Origin of the sequence: Cryobacterium psychrotolerans, assembly GCF_900101115.1 — a bacterium.
In the GTDB taxonomy this organism is placed as follows: Bacteria; Actinomycetota; Actinomycetes; order Actinomycetales; family Microbacteriaceae; genus Cryobacterium; species Cryobacterium psychrotolerans.
In genome coordinates this window covers 300,632-320,147 of sequence record NZ_FNFU01000001.1, presented here as the reverse complement: position 1 = coordinate 320,147, position 19,516 = coordinate 300,632, and the positions used below count along the sequence as shown (strand labels likewise).

The 19,516-nt window shown below is 68.8% G+C and carries 20 protein-coding genes; 7 read left to right on the top strand and 13 right to left on the bottom strand.

Annotated elements, in window-relative coordinates; translation table 11 throughout:
- Nucleotides 1–26: 26 nt before the first annotated feature.
- Entirely contained in the window at nucleotides 27–1,439 is a 1,413-nt protein-coding gene (locus BLQ39_RS01330) for a class II fumarate hydratase (RefSeq protein ID WP_422386383.1), read from the top strand.
- Between the two features lie 85 nt (nucleotides 1,440–1,524).
- On the opposite strand, the gene phoH2 is transcribed toward BLQ39_RS01330, so the two are convergent.
- From phoH2 to BLQ39_RS01315, 3 genes are all read right to left on the bottom strand, one after another.
- The gene (gene phoH2, locus BLQ39_RS01325; RefSeq protein WP_370254809.1) at nucleotides 1,525–2,874 is read right to left on the bottom strand and encodes an RNA 5'-3' helicase PhoH2; all 1,350 of its coding nucleotides are present in this window, start codon (nucleotides 2,872–2,874) and stop codon (nucleotides 1,525–1,527) included.
- A 209-nt stretch (nucleotides 2,875–3,083) separates the two neighbouring features.
- Nucleotides 3,084–4,208 (bottom strand): aminotransferase class V-fold PLP-dependent enzyme, encoded by a 1,125-nt coding sequence (locus BLQ39_RS01320; protein ID WP_092321261.1) that lies wholly within the window; start codon nucleotides 4,206–4,208, stop codon nucleotides 3,084–3,086.
- A gap of 28 nt (nucleotides 4,209–4,236) precedes the next feature.
- The gene (locus tag BLQ39_RS01315) at nucleotides 4,237–5,022 is read right to left on the bottom strand and encodes an isoprenyl transferase (RefSeq protein ID WP_092321260.1); all 786 of its coding nucleotides are present in this window, start codon (nucleotides 5,020–5,022) and stop codon (nucleotides 4,237–4,239) included.
- A 69-nt stretch (nucleotides 5,023–5,091) separates the two neighbouring features.
- Here BLQ39_RS01315 and trhA point away from each other — a divergent pair, with 69 nt between their 5' ends.
- Nucleotides 5,092–5,859 (top strand): PAQR family membrane homeostasis protein TrhA, encoded by a 768-nt coding sequence (trhA, locus tag BLQ39_RS01310; protein ID WP_092321259.1) that lies wholly within the window; start codon nucleotides 5,092–5,094, stop codon nucleotides 5,857–5,859.
- Between the two features lie 16 nt (nucleotides 5,860–5,875).
- On the opposite strand, the gene BLQ39_RS01305 is transcribed toward trhA, so the two are convergent.
- Both BLQ39_RS01305 and mca read right to left on the bottom strand, forming a co-directional pair.
- Nucleotides 5,876–6,130: a hypothetical protein gene (locus tag BLQ39_RS01305; protein WP_092321258.1), complete on the bottom strand. Its 255-nt coding sequence runs from the start codon at nucleotides 6,128–6,130 to the stop codon at nucleotides 5,876–5,878.
- Nucleotides 6,127–6,990 (bottom strand): mycothiol conjugate amidase Mca, encoded by an 864-nt coding sequence (gene mca / locus BLQ39_RS01300; protein ID WP_174775386.1) that lies wholly within the window; start codon nucleotides 6,988–6,990, stop codon nucleotides 6,127–6,129. Before mca ends, BLQ39_RS01305 begins: the two co-directional genes overlap by 4 nt.
- 69 nt (nucleotides 6,991–7,059) lie before the next feature.
- Between mca and BLQ39_RS01295 the strand changes: the two genes are divergently transcribed.
- On the top strand, nucleotides 7,060–7,479 hold the full coding sequence (locus BLQ39_RS01295; protein ID WP_166784442.1) for a DUF4307 domain-containing protein: 420 nt from the start codon (nucleotides 7,060–7,062) through the stop codon (nucleotides 7,477–7,479).
- 97 nt (nucleotides 7,480–7,576) lie between these two features.
- Entirely contained in the window at nucleotides 7,577–8,068 is a 492-nt protein-coding gene (gene greA, locus BLQ39_RS01290; protein ID WP_092321257.1) for a transcription elongation factor GreA, read from the top strand.
- Between the two features lie 4 nt (nucleotides 8,069–8,072).
- Here greA and ilvA read toward each other — a convergent pair whose 3' ends face one another.
- From ilvA to BLQ39_RS01260, 6 genes are read right to left on the bottom strand one after another with little or no spacing between them, the layout of a single operon-like run.
- The gene (ilvA, locus tag BLQ39_RS01285; protein ID WP_092321256.1) at nucleotides 8,073–9,308 is read right to left on the bottom strand and encodes a threonine ammonia-lyase; all 1,236 of its coding nucleotides are present in this window, start codon (nucleotides 9,306–9,308) and stop codon (nucleotides 8,073–8,075) included.
- Nucleotides 9,305–10,552, bottom strand: coding sequence for an AI-2E family transporter (locus BLQ39_RS01280; RefSeq protein ID WP_241986998.1), 1,248 nt, complete (start codon nucleotides 10,550–10,552; stop codon nucleotides 9,305–9,307). Before BLQ39_RS01280 ends, ilvA begins: the two co-directional genes overlap by 4 nt.
- Complete coding sequence (locus BLQ39_RS01275) at nucleotides 10,549–11,616, bottom strand: ABC transporter ATP-binding protein (RefSeq protein WP_092321255.1); 1,068 nt, start codon at nucleotides 11,614–11,616, stop codon at nucleotides 10,549–10,551. Before BLQ39_RS01275 ends, BLQ39_RS01280 begins: the two co-directional genes overlap by 4 nt.
- Nucleotides 11,613–12,461 carry an ABC transporter permease gene (locus BLQ39_RS01270; RefSeq protein ID WP_092321254.1) on the bottom strand — a complete coding sequence of 283 codons (849 nt, stop codon included), beginning with the start codon at nucleotides 12,459–12,461 and terminating at the stop codon, nucleotides 11,613–11,615. Before BLQ39_RS01270 ends, BLQ39_RS01275 begins: the two co-directional genes overlap by 4 nt.
- A complete protein-coding gene (locus BLQ39_RS01265; protein WP_422386384.1) occupies nucleotides 12,458–13,264 on the bottom strand; it encodes an ABC transporter permease in 807 nt (268 codons plus the stop codon). The genes BLQ39_RS01270 and BLQ39_RS01265 overlap by 4 nt, the downstream gene beginning before the upstream one ends.
- A gap of 43 nt (nucleotides 13,265–13,307) precedes the next feature.
- A complete protein-coding gene (locus BLQ39_RS01260) occupies nucleotides 13,308–14,420 on the bottom strand; it encodes an ABC transporter substrate-binding protein (protein ID WP_092321340.1) in 1,113 nt (370 codons plus the stop codon).
- A 176-nt stretch (nucleotides 14,421–14,596) separates the two neighbouring features.
- On the opposite strand from BLQ39_RS01260, the gene BLQ39_RS01255 reads away from it, so the two are divergent.
- Entirely contained in the window at nucleotides 14,597–15,802 is a 1,206-nt protein-coding gene (locus BLQ39_RS01255; RefSeq protein WP_092321253.1) for a winged helix-turn-helix domain-containing protein, read from the top strand.
- Between the two features lie 530 nt (nucleotides 15,803–16,332).
- On the opposite strand, the gene BLQ39_RS01250 is transcribed toward BLQ39_RS01255, so the two are convergent.
- Nucleotides 16,333–17,220, bottom strand: coding sequence for a M48 family metalloprotease (locus BLQ39_RS01250; protein ID WP_092321252.1), 888 nt, complete (start codon nucleotides 17,218–17,220; stop codon nucleotides 16,333–16,335).
- 12 nt (nucleotides 17,221–17,232) lie between these two features.
- The gene (locus BLQ39_RS01245) at nucleotides 17,233–17,799 is read right to left on the bottom strand and encodes a LemA family protein (protein WP_092321251.1); all 567 of its coding nucleotides are present in this window, start codon (nucleotides 17,797–17,799) and stop codon (nucleotides 17,233–17,235) included.
- Between the two features lie 165 nt (nucleotides 17,800–17,964).
- Between BLQ39_RS01245 and BLQ39_RS01240 the strand changes: the two genes are divergently transcribed.
- Nucleotides 17,965–18,711: an ABC transporter ATP-binding protein gene (locus BLQ39_RS01240; protein WP_092321250.1), complete on the top strand. Its 747-nt coding sequence runs from the start codon at nucleotides 17,965–17,967 to the stop codon at nucleotides 18,709–18,711.
- Nucleotides 18,708–19,442, top strand: a complete 735-nt coding sequence (locus tag BLQ39_RS01235) for an ABC transporter permease (RefSeq protein WP_092321249.1) — start codon at nucleotides 18,708–18,710, stop codon at nucleotides 19,440–19,442. Before BLQ39_RS01240 ends, BLQ39_RS01235 begins: the two co-directional genes overlap by 4 nt.
- Nucleotides 19,443–19,516: the final 74 nt, after the last annotated feature.

Here is a 19,516-nt window from a genome sequence, read left to right as displayed (position 1 = left end):
CAAAAACCGAAAGGGAACACACAGTGGTGGACAACTCCGCAGACGCCGGCTACCGGATCGAACGCGACACGATGGGCGAGGTGCGCGTGCCCCGGGATGCGCTCTACGGCGCCCAGACGCAGCGTGCCGTCGAGAACTTCCCGATCTCGGGCTCCGTGCTCGAGTCGGCGCAGATCGCGGCCCTCGCCCGGATCAAGAAGTCCGCGGCGCTTGCCAACGCACGGCTCGGCGTGCTCGACGGCGCCATCGCGACCGCCATCGCCGATGCCGCGGACGAGGTCATCACCGGCCGCTACGACGGCCAGTTCCCGATCGACGTCTACCAGACCGGCAGCGGGACGTCCTCGAACATGAACATGAACGAGGTCATTGCGACCCTCGCCACCCGCTCCCTCGGCCGCCCGGTGCACCCGAACGACCACGTCAACGCGTCGCAGTCCTCAAACGACGTGTTCCCCACCTCGGTGCACATCGCCGTCACGAGCGCGCTCATCGACGACCTCATCCCCGCACTCGACCACCTCGCCGTGTCCCTCGAGGCCAAGGCCGAGCTGTGGGCCGGCGCCGTCAAGGCCGGGCGCACGCACCTGATGGATGCCACGCCCGTCACCCTCGGCCAGGAGTTCGGCGGCTATGCCCGCCAGATGCGCCTCGGCATCGAGCGCGTGCGCTCCGCGCTCCCCCGTGTCGCCGAGGTCCCGCTCGGCGGAACCGCGGTCGGTACCGGCATCAACACGCCCGCCGGCTTCCCACAGCTCGTGATCGAGCTGCTTTGCTCCGAGACCGAACTCCCGATCACCGAGGCCAGGGACCACTTCGAGGCCCAGGCCAACCGCGACGGCCTGGTCGACGCATCCGGCGCCCTGCGCACGATCGCGGTCAGCCTGACCAAGATCTGCAACGACCTCCGCTGGATGGGCTCCGGCCCCAACGCCGGCATCGGCGAGCTGCACATCCCCGACCTGCAGCCGGGGTCCTCGATCATGCCCGGCAAGGTCAACCCGGTCATCCCGGAGGCCGTGCTCATGGTCTGCTCGCGGGTCATCGGTAACGACGCGACGATCGCCTGGTCCGGCGCCTCGGGCTCGTTCGAGCTCAACGTCGCCATCCCGGTGATGGGGACCGCGCTGCTCGAGTCGATCCGGCTGCTCACGAACGCGAGCCGCGTGCTCGCCGACAAGACCGTCGACGGCCTCGAGGCCAACCTGGAGCGCGCCCGCGCCCTCGCCGAGTCCTCCCCCGCCATCGTCACCCCGCTCAACCGGGTGATCGGCTACGAGGCGGCCGCGAAGGTCGCCAAGCACGCCGTGTCCGAGGCGCTGCCCGTGCGCGAATCCGTCATCGCCCTCGGCTTCGTGGAGCGCGGCGAGGTCACCCTCGAGCAGCTCGACGTGGCCCTGGACGTGCTGAGCATGACCCGCCCGCCCCAGGCCAGGTAGCCGGCCCAGCCCTCGAGTTTGACAGTTCCGGTCGAGTTGCCCTGTTCCGCGGGGCAAACTCGACCGGAACTGTCAATTTCGGCGGTCAGGAAGGGCCGTTGCCCTCGAGCATCTCGGTGACCAGGGCCGCGATGGCGCTGCGCTCCGAGCGGGTCAGCGTCATGTGGGCGAAGAGCGGATGCCCCTTGAGCGTCTCGATCACGGACGCGACACCGTCGAAGCGGCCCACCCGAAGGTTGTCCCGCTGGGCGACGTCGTGGGTGAGGATCACCCGCGAGTTCTGCCCGATCCGGCTGAGCACCGTGAGCAGCACGTTCCGCTCCAGGGACTGGGCCTCGTCGACGATCACGAACGCGTCGTGCAGCGAACGCCCGCGAATGTGCGTGAGCGGCAAAACCTCGAGGATCCCCCGCTCCACGACCTCTTCGAGCACGTTCTCCGAGACGAGGGCTCCGAGCGTGTCGAAGACCGCCTGTCCCCAGGGGTTCATCTTCTCGCTCGCGTCGCCGGGCAGGTAGCCGAGTTCCTGGCCGCCGACCGCGTAGAGCGGCCGGAACACCATGATCTTGCGGTGCTGCTGCCGCTCGAGCACCGCCTCGAGTCCGGCGCAGAGGGCGAGCGCCGACTTCCCCGTCCCCGCTCGACCTCCCAGCGAAAGGATGCCGATGCTCGGGTCGAGCAGAAGGTCGATCGCCAGGCGCTGCTCGGCGGAGCGCCCGTGCAGGCCGAACACGTCGCGGTCGCCGCGCACGAGCTTGAGCTCGCCGCTGCCGGTGACCCGGCCGAGGGCGGACCCGCGCTCCGAGTGGATGACCAGGCCCGTGTTGACGGGCATGTCCTGCACAAGCCGGGTCGTCATCACCTCGTGCTCGTAGAGTTCGTTGATCTGGGCCCCGTTCAGGGTGATCTCGTCCATCCCGGTCCAGCCGGAATCGACGGCGAGTTCGTGCCGGTACTCTTCCGCTGCCAGGCCGAGCGAGGACGCCTTCACCCGCAGCGGGAGGTCCTTCGAGACGACGGTGACGTTCATCCCATCGTTGGACAGGTTCATCGCGACCGCGAGGATGCGGGAGTCGTTGTCGCCCAGCTGCAGCCCGGACGGCAGGACCGACATGTTCGAGTGGTTCAACTCGACGCGGAGGGTCCCGCCGTCGCCGACCGGGATCGGGAAGTCGAGACGCTCGTACTTCATCCGCAGTTCGTCGAGGTTGCGGAGCGCCTGGCGCGCGAAGTACCCGATCTCGGGGTCGTTGCGTTTGGCTTCCAGCTCGGTGATCACCACGACCGGGAGCACAACGGAGTGTTCGGCGAAGGCGAAGATCGCCTTCGGATCGGACAACAGCACCGAGGTGTCCAGCACGTAGGTGCGTTCGGCCTGGTTCACGGGCGACGCCGGCTGGTCTGCACTGCGCCGGTCGGTCTGATTAGCGGTCACAACCACTCCCCCCCACGCCCATGACGGGCGCGGATTCCATTGGCGAGCTGGCCACGAGCGGTTCTCGAGCCGTACTTATGTGGCCGTCTCGATCAGGCGCCATACCTGATGTGGATGACGCTACGTCCCCCGGGCGGCAAAGGGAAGAGCGACACGCCTGCCGTCACCCACCGGTCACATTCGGGGGGTACCGCGCCGCCTCGGGAGGGTCAGTAGCTGGCCGCGGTGGAGTAGGACGTGAACGCGGCCCGCAACATCTCGATGGTCTCCGGCGATAGCGCCGCGTGCACGCTCAGCCGCACCCGGCCGCCCCTCGTCGTCGCCGTCACACCGTGGTTGTACAGCGCCGCGGTGAGCAGCGTGAGCTGCTCGGCCATTGGCTCGAGCACGATGATGCCCGCGCGTTCGCGTTCGTCCCGCGACGACGCGAGCGGGACTGAGAATTCATCGGCGAGGTCGATCAGTCGCGTGACATTCTCGGTGACGGCGGCCTCGATCCCGGCCACTCCCACCGCGGTGATCTCCTCGAGCGCTGCGGCGAATCGAGCCTGGGCCGAGCTGTCCGGGTTGCTGATCTGGAACGCGCCCGCGCCGCAGCCGGGCGGCAGGACCTCGTCCCAGGGCAGGTCCGGCGAGTCCGTGCCGCTGAACCCGGAAAACACCGGGGTGAGCATCTCGACGGCGCGGTCGCTGAGCGCGAGGAAGCCGGTGCCCCAGCCCGCGCGGGCCCACTTCTGACCGCCGGACGCGACGACATCGGCGACCTCGTACGGGGCATCCGTGACGCCGAAGCCCTGGATCGCATCGACGATGAGCAGCCGGTCTCCGATCACTTGCCGGATGCCCTCGAGGTCGGTGCGATAGCCGGTGCGGGCATCGACCAGGCACACGGCCACCGCGGCGGTCGTGGCGGTGAGTTGTTCCCTGACCAGGCCGGGCGTCACGCGCTCATGCTCACCGTCGAGCCAGAGCGGGGTGACCACGTGCAGCGCCTCGGCCGCACGCACCGCGGCGAAGGGCAGGCTGGGGAAATCGTGCGGCGAGAGCAGCACGTCGCCGGTCAGGCCGAAGAGTGCCTGCATGAGCCCGGTGCTCGTGTTGGGCTGGGACACGACCTGGTCGGCCCGGAAGCCGGTCGCTGCGGCCACGGCGGCGCGCAGCCGTTCGTCCTGCTCGATCAGGTGGTCGAGGCTGCCGAACCGGGCGCGCGAGAGCACCTCGGTCTGACCGAGGGTTTCGGCGACGACGACGGACGCCAACGGGCCGACCCGCCCGTAGTCCAGGTAGCCGGGGTCCTCGAGGAATCCGTCGATGAAGCGCTGAAGCGAGGTCACCTGCGTGTCCTTTCCGGTCGTTGTTGCACTAACCTCCGAAACGGCGCTGCCGCTTGGCGAAATCTCGCAGGGCCCGCAGGAAGTCCACCTCGCGCAGGTCCGGCCCGAGTGCCTCGACGAAGTAGAACTCGCTGTGCGCGCTCTGCCAGAGCATGAAGTCGCTGAGCCGCTGCTCCCCCGAGGTGCGGATCACGAGCTCCGGGTCCGGCTGCCCGCCGGTGTACAGGTGCTGCCCGATGAGTTCGGGGGTGAGCGTCTCGGCCAGGTCCTCGAGCCTGCCGCCGTGCGCGAGGTGGGTGGCGACGATGCTCCGCATCGCGTCGGTGATCTCGGTTCTTCCGCCGTAGCCGACGGCCAGGTTGATGTGCAGCCCCTTGTTGCCCACCGTACGCGCCTCGGCGGCCTCCAGCGCCGCCACAAGCGGCTCGGGGAGCTTGTCCCTGGAGCCAACCTGCTGCACGCGCCAGTTGCGGTAGTGGGAGAGTTCCTCGGCCAGTTCGGCGATGATCTCGACCAGGTCCGCGAGTTCCTCGCTGGGCCGCTGGGTGAGGTTGTCGGCCGACAAGAGGTACAGGGTGACCACGGAGATGCCCAGGTCGTCACACCACTCGAGGAACTCGCGCATCTTGGCGGCGCCGGCCCGGTGCCCGTGCGCGGCAGAATCGAAGCCCAGCTGTTTGGCCCAGCGCCGGTTTCCATCGATGATCATGGCCACGTGGCGGGGAAGCTGGCTCGGCGACAGGCTGCGCCGGAGCCGACGCTGGTACACGCTGTAGAGGAAGTCACGCCCCAGGGGTATTCGCCGATTCTGCACACAGTCACGCTAGCCCACTCCGCTCCGGGAGCGGCAAGCCCGGCCCGTCGACTGCCGTATTCTGGCTGCATGGCCGCAGAGCACTCCAAAGACGCACAGCACCGGGACGGCGCAGGCCTTCCCGACGACGCCGAGAAGGACGCCGAGCAGGAGATCGCTAACCTGCCGCTCCTCGAAGAGGACGAACCGCGACCGGAAGACCTCCGTCCGACCTGGCGGGGCTGGATCCACGCCGGCACATTCCCGGTCACCATCGTCGCCGGGATCATCCTGCTCGTGCTCGCCGAGGGTCCGGCGGCCACGTGGAGCTCAGCCGTCTTCGTCGCCACCTCCATGCTGCTGTTCGGCAACTCGGCGCTCTACCACCGCTTCGACTGGCAGCCGCGCACGAAGGTCATCCTCAAGCGCATCGACCACGCCAACATCTTCCTGCTGATCGCGGGCTCGTACACCCCGATCACGGTGCTCTCCCTGCCGCCCGAAAAGGCGACGCTGCTGCTCTGGCTGGTGTGGAGCGGCGCGATTCTCGGCATCGCGTTCCGCGTCTTCTGGATTACCGCGCCACGCTGGCTCTACGTTCCGCTGTACCTGTTGCTGGGCTACGGCGCGCTGATCTTCATCGGCGACTTCTTCCGGGCAGACCCCGTCATGATGACGCTCATCCTGGTCGGCGGCATCTTCTACAGCATCGGCGCCGTGGTCTACGGCCTGAAGAAGCCCAACCCGGTTCCGGGCGTGTTCGGATTCCACGAGATCTTCCACACGCTCACCGTGCTGGCGTTCCTCTGCCATTGGGTGGCCATCGTGATGATCGCCACGCACCCGCTCTACCCCTGACCCGAGGCGCTCGCGGTTACTCCGGGCGGTCGCGGTCGCCGGCGTCCCTGGCCGCCGCCTCGGCTTCCAGCTTTTCCTGCACCTGCGCGCGGTAGGTCGTGCGCCGGACTCGGCGGGCCATGTCCAGCCCGAGCAGCAGCGTGGCGACGGCGACGAGGAAGATCGCCGCGAAGCCCCAGGCGCCAGGGGTGACCGTGTCGGGGTTGAATTCCGGCTCCGGGGTGCTCGCGAGCACGAAATCGACGAGCAGGGGGGCGAAGAGCACGTTCACGACACGTCCTTCACACCGGAGAAGAGGTCGGATTCGGGCATGACGGTGTCCACTTTCGATTCGACGAGCTGGAAGTCCTCGAACGGCCAGGCCTCGCGGATGAGGTCATTGGGCCAGAAGAAGAAGCTGCTGGTGGGCGAAACCTGGCTCGCGTGCGACTTCAACGCGGCGTCCCTGGCCTCGAGGAAGTCGCCGACCGGCACGTGCGTCGTGGCCAGTTTGGGGTAATCCTTCATCCAGTCCCTGGCCGCACCGAGCGGCTCGAGAAGCGGGGAGTCCGGCTCCTTCACGCTCAGCTCCAGGAACATCGCGTCTATGCGCTCCAGGTTGAAGATGCGGTCGTAGTAGAGCTTGTCGATCTGCCAGGGGGCACCGGCCTCCGGGTACCGGCCCCCGTCGGAGGCGGCCCGGTAGGCCTCGAGCGACACCTCGTGGGTTCGGATGTGGTCCGGGTGCGGGTAGCCGCCGTTCTCGTCGTAGGTGATCAGCACCTGTGGACGGAACTCGCGGATCACGTGCACGAGCGGCTCCGCGGAGATCTGCACGGGGATGTCGGCGAACGAGTGCGCGGGCACCGAGCCGTCATCGTTCATGCCGGAATCCTGATAACCCAGCCAGCGGTGCTCCACGCCGAGGTGAGCCTGCGCCTCGGCCATTTCCCGGCGGCGGAGCCCGGCCATGTCGCGTTCGGCCATCGGATTGCCGACCAGCGCCTCATTGAGGATGCTGCCCCGCTCGCCCCCGGTACAGCTCACGATGAGCACCTGCACGCCCCGGCTTCGGTAATGGGCGTAGGTCGCCGCGCCCTTGCTCGACTCGTCGTCGGGATGGGCGTGGACCGCCAACAGTCGCAGCGTCACAAAACTCCTCAGGAATGGCGGATAACCTTGAGTACAAGACTAATCGTTGAAACAAGAGTGTGGAGTCGCGTGAGTGTGGAGTCCCCGGAGGCCGTGAACGCCAGCCTCGACGCTCGGTACGGGCGCACGCCGAACCGGCGCGTCCGCGACCGCCGCATCCTCTGGATCGTGGCCGGCGCCTTCGCGCTCGTCCTGGGCTCCTGGGTCATCTGGGCCGGCCTGGACGGGACCAAACCGCTGATCGAAGCGCGCGACACCGCGCACAGCATCATCGACGAGCACAGCGTCAGCGTGACCTTCGAGGTGTCGATGCCGACGGGAACCGCGGCCAGTTGCGCCGTCGAGGCGTTGAACGAAAACTTCACCATCGTGGGCTGGAAGGTCGTTGACCTTCCGCCCTCCGACCGCTACACCCGCTCGGTCACGGAGATTGTACGCACGACGGAATTAAGCAACACGGGTTTGATTTACCGTTGCTGGCTGACCTAGACTGACGTATTCGCCCTGACGGTAATCGTCGGGGCGACCCCTATATCCCCCGGTGAAGACCAATTCCGCGGGCCGAGTGCACTGAAGGAGAGCATCCGTGACGACCCCCACAACTGTCACCTGGCTGACCCAGGAGGCCTACGACCGCCTCGCTGCGGAGCTGCACACGCTCAGCACCATCGGCCGCGATGACATCGCCAAGAAGATCGAATCGGCGCGCGAAGAAGGCGACCTCAAGGAGAACGCCGGCTACCACGCCGCCAAGGAGGAGCAGGGCAAGATGGAGGCGCGCATCCGCACCCTCACCCTGCTGCTGCGCACGGCCGAGGTCGGCAGTGCCCCCGAGAGCCACGGCGTCGTCGAGCCGGGCACCGTCATCACCGCGATCATTGCCGGCGACGAGAGCCGCTTCCTGATCGGCAGCCGTGAAATCGCCGGCGACAGCGACCTCGACGTCTACAGCGAACAGAGCCCGCTGGGCCTGGCGATCATCGGCCTCAGCGTCGGCGCGTCGACGACCTACGAGACCCCGAGCGGCAAGGAGATCACCGTGCTGATCTCCCTCGTCGAAACCTGGACCGGCAACTAGCCCGTCAGTCGGTCTGGGGGTCGTAGCCCGCGGACCGCAGCAGGTCGAGGACGTGCTTGCCGTGCTCCGGCCCGCGCGTCTCGACGCTGATGTCCAGTTCCACCTCACTCAGCTGCATGCTCACGCCATGGCGGGTGTGCAGCACTTCGATCACGTTGGCCTGCGCCTCGGCGAGCAGTTCGGCGATCCGCGCGAGCTGGCCCGGACGGTCGGGCAGCATGATCCGCAGGGTGAGGTAGCGCCCCGATGCGGCAAGCCCGTGGCTGATCACGCGCTGCATGAGAAGCGGGTCGATGTTGCCTCCGGAGAGGATGGCGACGGTCGGCCCCGACGCGGTGACCTTGCCGGCGAGGAGGGCCGCCACCGCGACGGCCCCGGCCGGTTCGACCACCAGTTTGGCGCGCTCCATCAGCACCAGGAGGGCCCGGGCGATGTCGTCCTCGCTGACCGTGACGATCTCGTCCACGACGTCGCGGATGATCTCGAAGTTGAGCAGGCCCGGCCTCGCGACGGCGATCCCGTCGGCGATCGTCGGCAGGATGGTGACCTCGACGGCCTCGCCGGCCTCGAGGGAGGCCGGGTAGGCCGCCGCGTTGGCCGCCTGCACGCCGATGACGCGGATGACGCGCCCGTCCTGAGCGGCTCGCTGCTTGAGCGCGCTGGCGACGCCGGAGATGAGTCCGCCCCCGCCGATGGGGACGATGATCGTGGCAAGATCGGGGACCTGGTCGAGGATCTCGAGGCCGAGGGTGCCCTGCCCGGTCACGACATCCACGTGGTCGAAGGGCGGGATCAGGATCGCGCCGGTCTCGGCGGCGTAGGCGGCGGCGGCCATCAGCGGCTCGGACACGGTGTGCCCGCGGAGGATGACGTCGGCGCCGTAGTCGCGGGTGGCCTGGAGCTTCGGCAGGGCCACGCCGACCGGCATGAAGATCGTCGCCTTGATGCCCAGTTCCCTGGCCGCGAACGCGACGCCCTGGGCGTGGTTGCCGGCCGACGCCGCCACGACGCCGCGGGCCTTCTCCTCGTCGGTGAGCTTGGAGAGCCGGTTGTACGCGCCGCGGATCTTGTAGGATCCGGTGCGCTGCAGGTTCTCGCACTTGAGGAACACCGGTGCGCCCAGGATGGTCGCAAGGTAGCGTGAGCTCTCCATCGGCGTCACATCGGCGACGCGCGCGACCACCGCTCGCGCCGCTTCGAAGTCGGCCAGGCTGGGCCCAACGAGGGAAACACTGGTCATTCGGGGTTCTCCGTTCGGCGGAATCCTGGGCGGCGCGGCACCGTCTGCCAGAGCGGAGAACCGAGCAGGTCGCCCGCGGGCGGCGGAACGGCGCGCCAGACGCCGCTGTGAATGTAGTTGGTCATCACGTTGAGCACCGCGGCCACCGGCACGGCGAAGAGTGCGCCCGGGATGCCGGCGAGCAACGACCCGGCACCGACGGCGAGCACGACGGCGAGCGGGTGCACCTTGACGGCGGTTCCCATGATCAGGGGCTGCAGCACATGCCCTTCGACCTGCTGGACGAGCAGAACGACGCCGAGCATGGCCAGGGCGTAGCCGGGGCCGTTGAAAAGGAGGGCGATGATCACGGCGACGATTCCGGTGGCCACGGCTCCGACGATCGGGATGAACGAGCCGAGGAAGACGAGGATGCCGATCGGGACGGCCAACGGCACGCCGAGCAGGGCGGCGCCGACGCCGATTCCGACCGCGTCGATCGAGGCCACCAGGATCTGCACCTTGGCGAAGTTGCCCAGGGTCGACCAGCCGGCGATGCCGGCCCCGTCGACGGCGGCGCGGGCACGGCGGGGGAAGATCCGCACGATCCAGTCCCAGATGCCCTTCCCGTCGATCAGGATGAACAGCAGGCTGAACAGGGCCAACAGGAACCCCGCAACGAGATGCCCGACCGAGGACCCCACGGACAACGCGCCGGTGATGAAGACCTGGCTGTCGGACTGGATTGCCTGATTCGCCTGGTCGAGGTAGTCGTTGAGCTGGCTCTCGGTGAGCTGCAGCGGCGACGCGAGCAGCGCGGCCTTCAGCTTCTCGACCGACGCCTCGAACCTCTGGGTCAGGTCAGAGGACCCGGCGGCGATCTGCGAGGCCGCGAGTGCGATGAGTCCCCCGACGACCGCCAGGGTGCCCAGCAGGGCGAGCGCGACGGAGAGGCCCCTCGGCCACCGGTGGCGGACCAGGAAGGACACGAACGGAACCAGGAGGGCCGAGACCAGCACGGCGACCAGCAGCGGGATGACGATGAGCCGCAGCTGGATGATCAGGAAGATGAGGACGGCGGCCGCTCCCGCGATGGCCAGCAGGCGCCACGACCACGCCCCTGCGAGCCGGATGCCGGGGGGAATGTTCTCGTCCACGCCGTTGTGCTCGTGCCTCGGCACGTGCCGGGGCAGGTCGGCGGGAGCGCGTCGAACGCGGCCGCGGAAGAGTCCACCGAGGCCTGGCTTGTCCGTGGGTTCCTTCACTCACCCAGTCTAGGACTGGTCTCGACCGTTACCGGCGCACCGGTGAAGGCGAGGTGCACCCGCGCGCCGAGGGCAGGATTCAGGCGCACGCTGTGCTGGGTGACCAGGGTCGTGCCGTCCTCCAAACGCACCCCCGTGCGCCTGAGCGACCCGAGGAAGCTGGACGAGGTGACCACCCCTGCGACCCCTGCGGCGGCAAATTCGACGTCTTCGGGGCGCACGAAGACCTGCACGCCTCCGTCCGCCTGTGACGGGTCGACCAGGGGCAGCGCCGTTCCGTGCACCTGAGCGAACCCGTGCCGCACGACGCCGGCCACGCGATTGTTCAGACCGACGAAATCGGCCACGAACGGGGAGACCGGCCGGGCGTAGAGGTCCTCCGGCGTACCGATCTGCTCGATGCTGCCGGCCCGCATGACCGCGACCCGGTCCGCCACGGCCAGGGCCTCATCCTGGTCGTGGGTGACGAACAGGGTGGTGATGCCGAGGTCGGTCTGGATCCGCCGGATCTCCTCGCGCAACTGCACACGCACCCGGGCGTCCAGGGCCGAAAGCGGCTCGTCGAGCAGCAGGACGCGCGGCTGCGTGACGAGGGCCCTGGCCAGCGCAACGCGCTGCTGCTGCCCCCCGGACAGCTGGTGGGCGTACCGGTCGTGGTGGGCGTCCAGCTCGACGAGGGCCAGAGCGGCACGAGCGCGGCTCCGACGCTCCTCCGGACTCACCTTGCGCATGCGCAAACCGAACTCCACGTTTTCGCCGGCGCTGAGGTGCGGAAAGAGCGAGTATGCCTGGAACACCATCCCCATGTCGCGTCTGCTCGCCGGCAGCCTCGAGACGTCGGCTCCGTTCAGCAGAATGCTGCCGGCATCCGTCGATTCGAGCCCGGCGAGCACACGGAGGGCCGTGGTTTTCCCGCTGCCGCTCGGGCCGAGCAGGGCCACGAATTCTCCGGCCCGCAGGGTGAGGTCGAAGCCGGCCAGCGCCCGGTGCCCGGCGAACTCCTTGACCACGCCGCGGAATTCGACGACGGCGCCGGGGCCGGCGCCTGAGTGTGCCTGGGTCATGACAAGCCTTTCGAGAGGGAACGCGGCCGCGGGGAACGCGTGCGCGCCGCACCGAGCCGGCCGATGGTCAGCAGCAGCAGGAAGGCGAACGCGAGGGCGAGGAGGGACACGATGACGGCCGTGTACGGGTCGCTCTTGCTCACGACCACGAGCGCGGTCTGCAGGTTGACCCGGTTCAGCAGCGACGCGATGGTGAACTCGCCGAGCACGACCGCGACCGAGATGAACGCCCCGGCGAGGATGCCGCGGCGCAGGCCCGGCAGCAGCACCCGCAGGAGCACGGTTCCCCAGCCCGCCCCGAGCGAGCGGGCGGCCTCGCTGAGCGTGCGCGCGTCGACGGCATCCAGGTTGGACTGGATCGCCCGGTAGGCGTAGGGCAGAACGGTGACGCCGTACGCGAAGGTCAGGGTCCAGACGCCGCTGCCGAAGAGCCTAGCAACCATCGAATACACCGGGGCGAGGCCGACGACCAGGACGATCGCCGGGATGCTGACGGGCAGGATGCAGATGACTTCCATGGGCCGGCGCAACCGGGGGAACCGCAGCTGGATCAGGATCATGGTCGGAACGAGCAGCAGGAGCACGATCAGGACGGTGCCGATCGCCAGGGCGACCGAGTTGCCGGCGGCGACGAGCAGGGGGCGGTACTGGCCGGTGAACCCACTCTGGAACAGGGTGATCCAGCGCGAAAAGTCGTGGCCTCCGCCCAGTCCCTTGCGCAGGGTGAACTCGACCATGGCAACGATCGGCACCGCGAAGAGCAGCCCGATGACACCGAGGATGGCAATCCGGATGCCCCGAGCGGGCGCGTGCGCGACTCCGCCGCTGCGGAGGCCTGCGCTCATCGCTGCCACCTCGCGGCCCGGGACGCCAGCGCCGAGTAGCCGAGCATGACGACGGCCATCACCAAAATCATCCCCAGCGCCAGTGCCCCGGCCAGGTTCTCCTGTCCGAGCATGGTTTCGCTGGTGAGCGCCGCGCGGATCTGCAGGGGCGCGATCTGCGACCCCTGGCTGATCAGCGCCGCGGCGGTGGCGTACGACGAGAACGCGTTCGCGAACAAAAGCAACAGGCTGCCGAAGAACGACGGCGCCAGCACCGGGAAGGCGATGCGCAGCCAGTAGCTCGCCGCCGTGCCGCCGAGGGTGGCGTTCGCCTCGGCCCAGGCCGGTTTCAGCGACTCGAGCGCCGGCATGAAGGTGATGATCATCAGGGGCACCTGGAAGTACAGGTAGGGCAGCACCAGGCCGGGCATCGCGTAGATCCAGACGCCGTCTTCGAAGATGTCGAGACCGAAGACGTCGCGCAGGAACAGGGTCACCATGCCCTGGATGCCGATGGTCGCGACGAACGCGAACGCGAGCATGACGCCGCCGAATTGGGCGAGCACTCCGCTGAGCGAGTCGACCGCGGAACGGAGGGCCCCGTCGGGCCGGGCGCCGAGCAGCGCGTAGCAGGCCAGGCCGCCGACCAGGGCGCCGACCACCGCGGTCAGCGCCGACAGCCAGAATGAATTGGCGAACGTGGTCAGCACTTCCGGACTGCCCAGCGCCGCCACCGTGTGCCAGGTGAAGGAACCCGATTCGTCGACGAAGCCCGTGCCGACGGCGATGATGGTGGGCACGGCGAGGAACAGCAGCACATACACCGCGAACGGCAGCAGCCCCCAGGCTGCCGCCGTTCCACGGACCCTACTGGACAGCGGCCGCCCAGCTCTCGCCGAGCAGCTTCGCGGCGGTTTCGCTCTGCTTGCCGGACGGGACGACCGTCGTCTCCGGTGCCTTCGGGAGCGCGTCGAACAGCGCCGCGTCGATGGTTCCGGCCGAAGCCATCGCCTCGGCGCGTACGGGGCGGGCTCCCCCGGCGAGCCACAGGTTCTGCGCCTCGTCGCTGTAGAGGAACTCCTGCCACAGGCGTGCGGCGGCCGGGTGCGGGGCATCCTTGCTCACGGCCTGGTTGTAGTAGCCGGCGTAGCCGGTGCCGGGGAAGACCACGACCTTCCAGTCGCGCTGGCCCGCCAGCGTCTTGCCGTAGCCGACGTTGAGGTAGTCCCAGTCGAGCACGACGGGCGTCTCGCCCGAGGCGATGGTGGCGGGCGTGGGGTCGACCTTGAGGAAGTTCCCGCTCCGATTGAGCTTCTCGAAGAAGTCGATGCCCGGCTGGAAGTCGTCTACGGATCCGTCGTTCTGCACGCTGGCCATCCCGACCGCGGCGAAGGCGGCGCCGGCCTGGGTCGGGTCGCCGTTGATTGCCACCTTGCCCTTGTATTTCGAGCCGAGGAGGTCGCTCAGCTGCGTGGGCGCGGGGACCTCCGCGGGGTCGTAACCGACGGCCATGTATCCGCCGTAGTCGCCGGTATAGAGGCCGTTCGATTCCTTGAGGGCATCCGGAATGTCCGCCCAGGTTGCGACCTTGTACGGCGCGAAGCGATCCGTGCTCGAGAGCGCGACGGGCAGGCCGAGGTCGAAGACGTCCGGCGCGGTGTCCTGGCCCTTGAGGTTGTCCGCCGCCTGGATTTCCTCGGCGCTCGAACCGTCCGGGGACGCCTCGGTGAGGGTGATCTCCGGGTACTTCTCGGCGAACCTGTCGAGCACGGCGCCGTAGTTGGCCCAGTCGCGGGGCAGGGCGATGACGTTCAGCGCGCCTTCGGCCCTGGCTGCCTTCTCCAGGCCGGCCAGGTCGCCGAACGCGGCCAGGCTCGTCGCGGTGGCCGCGTCGACGCCGCCGGCGGCGGGCGCTGCGCCTGCCGAGCAGCCCGTGAGGGTGAGAGCGAGTGCCGCGGTGGCGGCGATCCCGGCGATCATGGTGCGCGTGGTGAACACGTATCCTCCGTCGTGACCGCGCCCGGCCGCCCGCCGGTGGGCGAACTGTTGAGTGCCGGAATGCGGTCACGGGTGACCATACGGACGCCGGGCGACGGGACGGGCGGAGCCACCTGAACGGGCAGTGAACGTCCGGCGGCGGCACTACGCTCGAATCGATGCCTCAGTCAGTCGCCCCCGCCCTTGCTCGCCGCATCGCGCTGGCGGCGCAGGGCTTCGGCCGTGCGCCGGGCGAGGCGCCCGGCATCCGTCAGCTGGACGCGCTCGTGAACCGGCTCGGCCTGCTCCAGATCGACTCGGTCAACGTGTTCGAGCGCAGCCACTACCTGCCCGCGTTCAGCCGGCTGGGCGTCTACGACAAGAAGCAACTGGACCGGCTGACGACCGGGCGCGAGGCGCGGTTCACCGAGTACTGGGCGCACGAGGCGTCGTTCCTGCCGCTCGAGTCGTGGCCGCTGTTCCGGTGGCGCATGCAGGCCTACCGCGACCTCTCGGCGCGCACACCGGAGGCCTGGTCGGCGGCCAACCGTCCGATGCTCGTCTGGCTGCTGGCTGAACTGGCCGAGAACGGTCCCATGCGGGCGAGCGCGATCGAGCACGACGCCAACAAGCGCAGCGGGCCCTGGTGGGGCTGGTCGGACGTGAAGACGGGGCTCGAAACCCTGTTCCGCTGGGGCGATGTGGTGAGCGCCGGCCGCGAGCGTTTCGAGCGCATCTACGGCCTGCCGGAGCAGGTGTTCCCGGATGCGCTGCTCGGGCGGGAGGTGAGCCGCCACGACGCGCACCGCGAGCTGGTGAGCCGGTCAGCGCGCGCGCACGGCATCGGCACGGCCAGGGACTTCGCGGACTACTTCCGGTTGAAGACCCCGCCGACCCTGGCCGCGATCCGCGAGCTCGAAGACGCGGGCGAGCTGATCCCGGTCGAGGTCCCCGGCTGGACGCGGGCCGGAAAACCCATCGCCGCCTGGCTGCACCGGGACGCGCGGCTGCCCCGCAGCATGGACGCCGCGGCCGTGCTCTCGCCGTTCGACCCGGTCGTCTGGAAGCGCCCGCGCGCCCTGCGCCTGTTCGACTTCCACTACCGGATCGAGATCTACACACCGGAGCCGAAACGCATCTTCGGGTACTACTCGTTGCCCGTGCTGCTCGGCGACACCATCGTCGGCCGGGTCGACCTGAAGAACGACCGCCAGGCCGGTGTGCTGCGCGTGCAGGCGGCCTGGGCCGAGGAGGGCGCGCCGGCCGACACGGCCGCGCGCCTGGCCGGGGTGCTCCGGGACGCGGCGCGCTGGCAGGGGCTCGGCGAGATCGAGGTCGTGCGGCGCGGCACGCTGGCGCCCGGGCTGGCCGCCGAACTCCGCTAGCCCTCGACGATCTCGACCACCGGACGGTTCGCCGAACTGTGAGTTTGGCACCTTCGTGGGCCCACGAAGGTGCCAAACTCACAGTTCGGCGGAAGGTGGAAGGCAGAAGGCGGGTCTCGACCTCCAGGAGATTGTCCGTGTCCGGTGATCGAGCTAGTCGAGATCGCGTCGCGCGGGCAGTGCGCCGCTGCGCGGGTGGCACAGCGGCGCAGCACCACCGCGGGCGGCCGGGCGGCCGGGGATCGAGCCTGGAGATCCCCGTCCAATCGGTCTGCGCTGCGGTGGCAGCCTGGTGCGGCCGGGCAGGCGGATGCGGCCGCGAGTGTCGCCGTTTGCGCCGAGTGTCGCCGCTATACCGGGTCATCTCGGCGTAATCGGCGATTCTCGGCGTGGTGACGGCATCCGTTCGCCGACCTGGACACTTCCGGTCGAGTTCGCCTGGTGTGCCTGGCGAACTCGACCGGAACAGGCGAGCTCGGCGCGCCGAACTGCGCCAGGCCGCGACAGGATCGACCATCGGGGCGGATCGGCTAGAAGGTGCGGCCCATCGTGTGCAGGCGCTCCACGCGCTCGGCGATCGGCGGGTGCGTGCTGAACAGCTTCGCCATCAGGCCCGGCTTCAGCGGGTCGGCGATCCACAGGTGCGCCATCGACGTGTTCTGGCGTTGCAGCGGCCGCCCGTACGCCTCGAGCTTCTCGAGCGCCCGGGCGAGGGCATCCGGGTGGCGGGTGGTCATCGCGCTGGTGGCATCGGCCAGGTACTCGCGCTGCCTCGACACGGCCATCTGCACCATGCTCGCCACGAGCGGCGCCACGATCATGGCGGCGAGGCCGAAGACGAGCACGATCGGGTTGCCGTTGTTGCGGTCGCTGCGCCCGAAGAACGCCATCCGGAGCATCATGTCCGAGATGAACCCGACGGCAACGACGAGGCCGAAGACGATCATCGAGACCCGGATGTCGTAGTTCTGCACGTGCCCGAGTTCGTGGGCCATCACGCCCTCGAGCTCCGAGTCATCCATGATCTCGAGCAGCCCGGTGGTGGCGGCCACGATCGCGTGCTCGGGGTCGCGCCCGGTCGCGAACGCGTTCGGGGCAGGGTCGCTGATCACGTAGATCTCGGGCATCGGCGTGCCCGTGGTGATCGACAGGTTCTCGACGATGTTCCACAGGCGCGGATGCTCCGCCTTGCTGTGGATCTTCACGCCGCCGCTCATCGCCGCGGCCTGGCGGCCGGCCATGAAGTACTGCACGACGGCGTACCCGATCGCCACGACGAGCGTCATGACCAGGATGCCGTAGCTTCCGGGCGGGCTGTACACGTAGTTCGCCAGCCAGCCGAGCCCGGCAATCATGACCAGGAACAGGATGATGATGAAAACGGTGTTGCGTTTGTTCCTGGCGATCGCGCTATACATTGCCGCTCGCCGTTAGAACTGCACGCGGGGCGGCTCCGCAATGGCTGCGGAGTCGGACACCTCGAAGAAGTCACGCTCGGTGAAGCCGAGGTTGCGTGCGATGAGGTTGTTCGGGAAGACCTTGATCTTCGTATTCAGCTCGCGCACGCCGCCGTTGTAGAACCGGCGCGAGGCCTGGATCTTGTCCTCGGTGTCGACGAGCTCGGCCTGGAGCTGGAGGTAGTTCTGGCTGGCCTGCAGCTGCGGGTAGGCCTCGGCGACGGCGAAGATGCTGCGGAGGGCTTGCTGCATGTGGTTCTCGGCCGCGGCCAGCTCGGCCGGCCCCTGGGCGGAGAGCGATTCGGCGCGGGCCCTGGTGACGTTCTCGAAGACCGTCTTCTCGTGTGCGGCGTAGCCCTTGACCGTTTCGATCAGGTTCGGGATCAGGTCGGCGCGACGCTTCATCTGCACGGTGATGTCGCTCCACGCCTCGTCGACGCGCACCTTGAGGGTGACGAGCGAGTTGTAGGTGACCCAGAGGTAGATTCCCACGATGACGACGAGTCCAACAACGATGAGGACCGGGATGAGCCATTCCATGGCACGACTCCTTGAACTTAGGCGGCTTGAGCTTATGCGGCGTGATTGCAGTATTCGAATTCATCATATCCGCGCCCCCCGTGCTCCCACCCGGTTCCCATGACACTCCAAGCCAACCGTCGGCAAATGGATGACTTTCGCCCCTGACCGGCGAATAATGCAGTCATGGTGAACAACGAAGCTCCCGCCGTGGTGGTGCGGGACCTGCACGCGAGGAGGGGCAGGCATCCGGTGCTGCACTGCCTGAGCCTGACCGTGCCGCGGGGCATCGTGATGGGCCTGATCGGCCCGAGCGGCTGCGGCAAAACCACGCTCATGCGCTCGATCGTCGGGGTGCAGATCGTGCAGTCGGGCGAGGTTACCGTGCTCGGCGAACCGGCCGGCACCGCGTCGCTCCGCCGCCGGGTCGGCTATGTCACCCAGGATGCGAGCATCTACGATGACCTGACCGTGCGGCAGAACCTGGCCTACTTCCGGGCCGTGCTGGGCGTGCCCCGGGGCGACGTCGACCGGGTGATCGAGGCCACCGACCTCGGCAGCAATGCCGGGCAGCTGGCCGGGTCGCTCTCCGGCGGCCAGCGCAGCCGCGTGTCCCTGGCCGGCGCCCTCCTCGGCTCGCCCGAGCTCCTCGTGCTCGACGAGCCGACGGTCGGGCTCGACCCCGTGCTCCGGGTCGAACTGTGGGGGCTGTTCCACCGCCTCGCGGCGGCCGGAACGAGCCTGCTCGTCTCGAGTCACGTCATGGACGAGGCGGCGCGCTGCGACCGTCTGCTGCTGATGCGCCACGGCGAGGTCCTCGCCGACGACACCCCGCAGGGGCTGCTCGCCGCCACCGGCACCGCCGACATCGAGGCGGCGTTCCTTGCTCTGATTGCGGAGCATCCGGCCGCGCCCGATGAGGCGGCCTCGTGACCCCGCTGCGCACACTCGCCACCGCCGGTCGCGTGCTCGCTCAGATTCGCCACGACCCGCGGACCATCGCGCTGCTGCTCGTCGTGCCCAGCCTGCTGATCGGGCTGGTGGCCTGGATCTTCTCGGACACGACGGTCTTCTCCACCATCGGGCCGGCGATGCTCGCGCTGTTCCCCTTCGTGGTCATGTTCGTGGTCACGAGCATCACCACCCTGCGGGAGCGGCGCACGGGCACGCTCGAACGGATGCTGTCGATGCCGCTCGGCAAGGCCGACCTGATCCTCGGCTACACGCTGGCGTTCGGCCTGCTCGCCGTGCTGCAGTCGTCCATCGCGGTCGGGCTCTCGGTCTGGGTCTACGGGCTCGAGATCGAGGGATCGGTCTGGCTTCTTCTGTCCGTGGCCGTCGCCGATGCCGTGCTCGGCACGACGCTCGGCCTGCTGGCCAGCGCGTTCGCCCGCACCGAATTCCAGGTCGTGCAGTTCATGCCGGCGTTCGTGTTCCCGCAGATCCTGCTCGGCGGCATCTTCCTGCCGCGCGACCAGCTGCCCGCGGGCCTGGAGGAGATCAGCGACTGGCTGCCGCTCTCGCACGCCATCGACGCGCTCCGGGCCGTCGCCACCGACTCCGAGGACGCGGCGTACGTCACCGCGGAGCTCCTCGTCATCGGCGCCTGGATCGTCGCCGCGGTCGTCATCGGCTCAATCACGCTCCGCCGCCGCACCCCCTAGCCCGCGAAACCGCACTTGTGCGCGTTATCAGGGCGTTTTAGCGCGCACAACTGCGGTTTCGCGGGGAGAAGTGG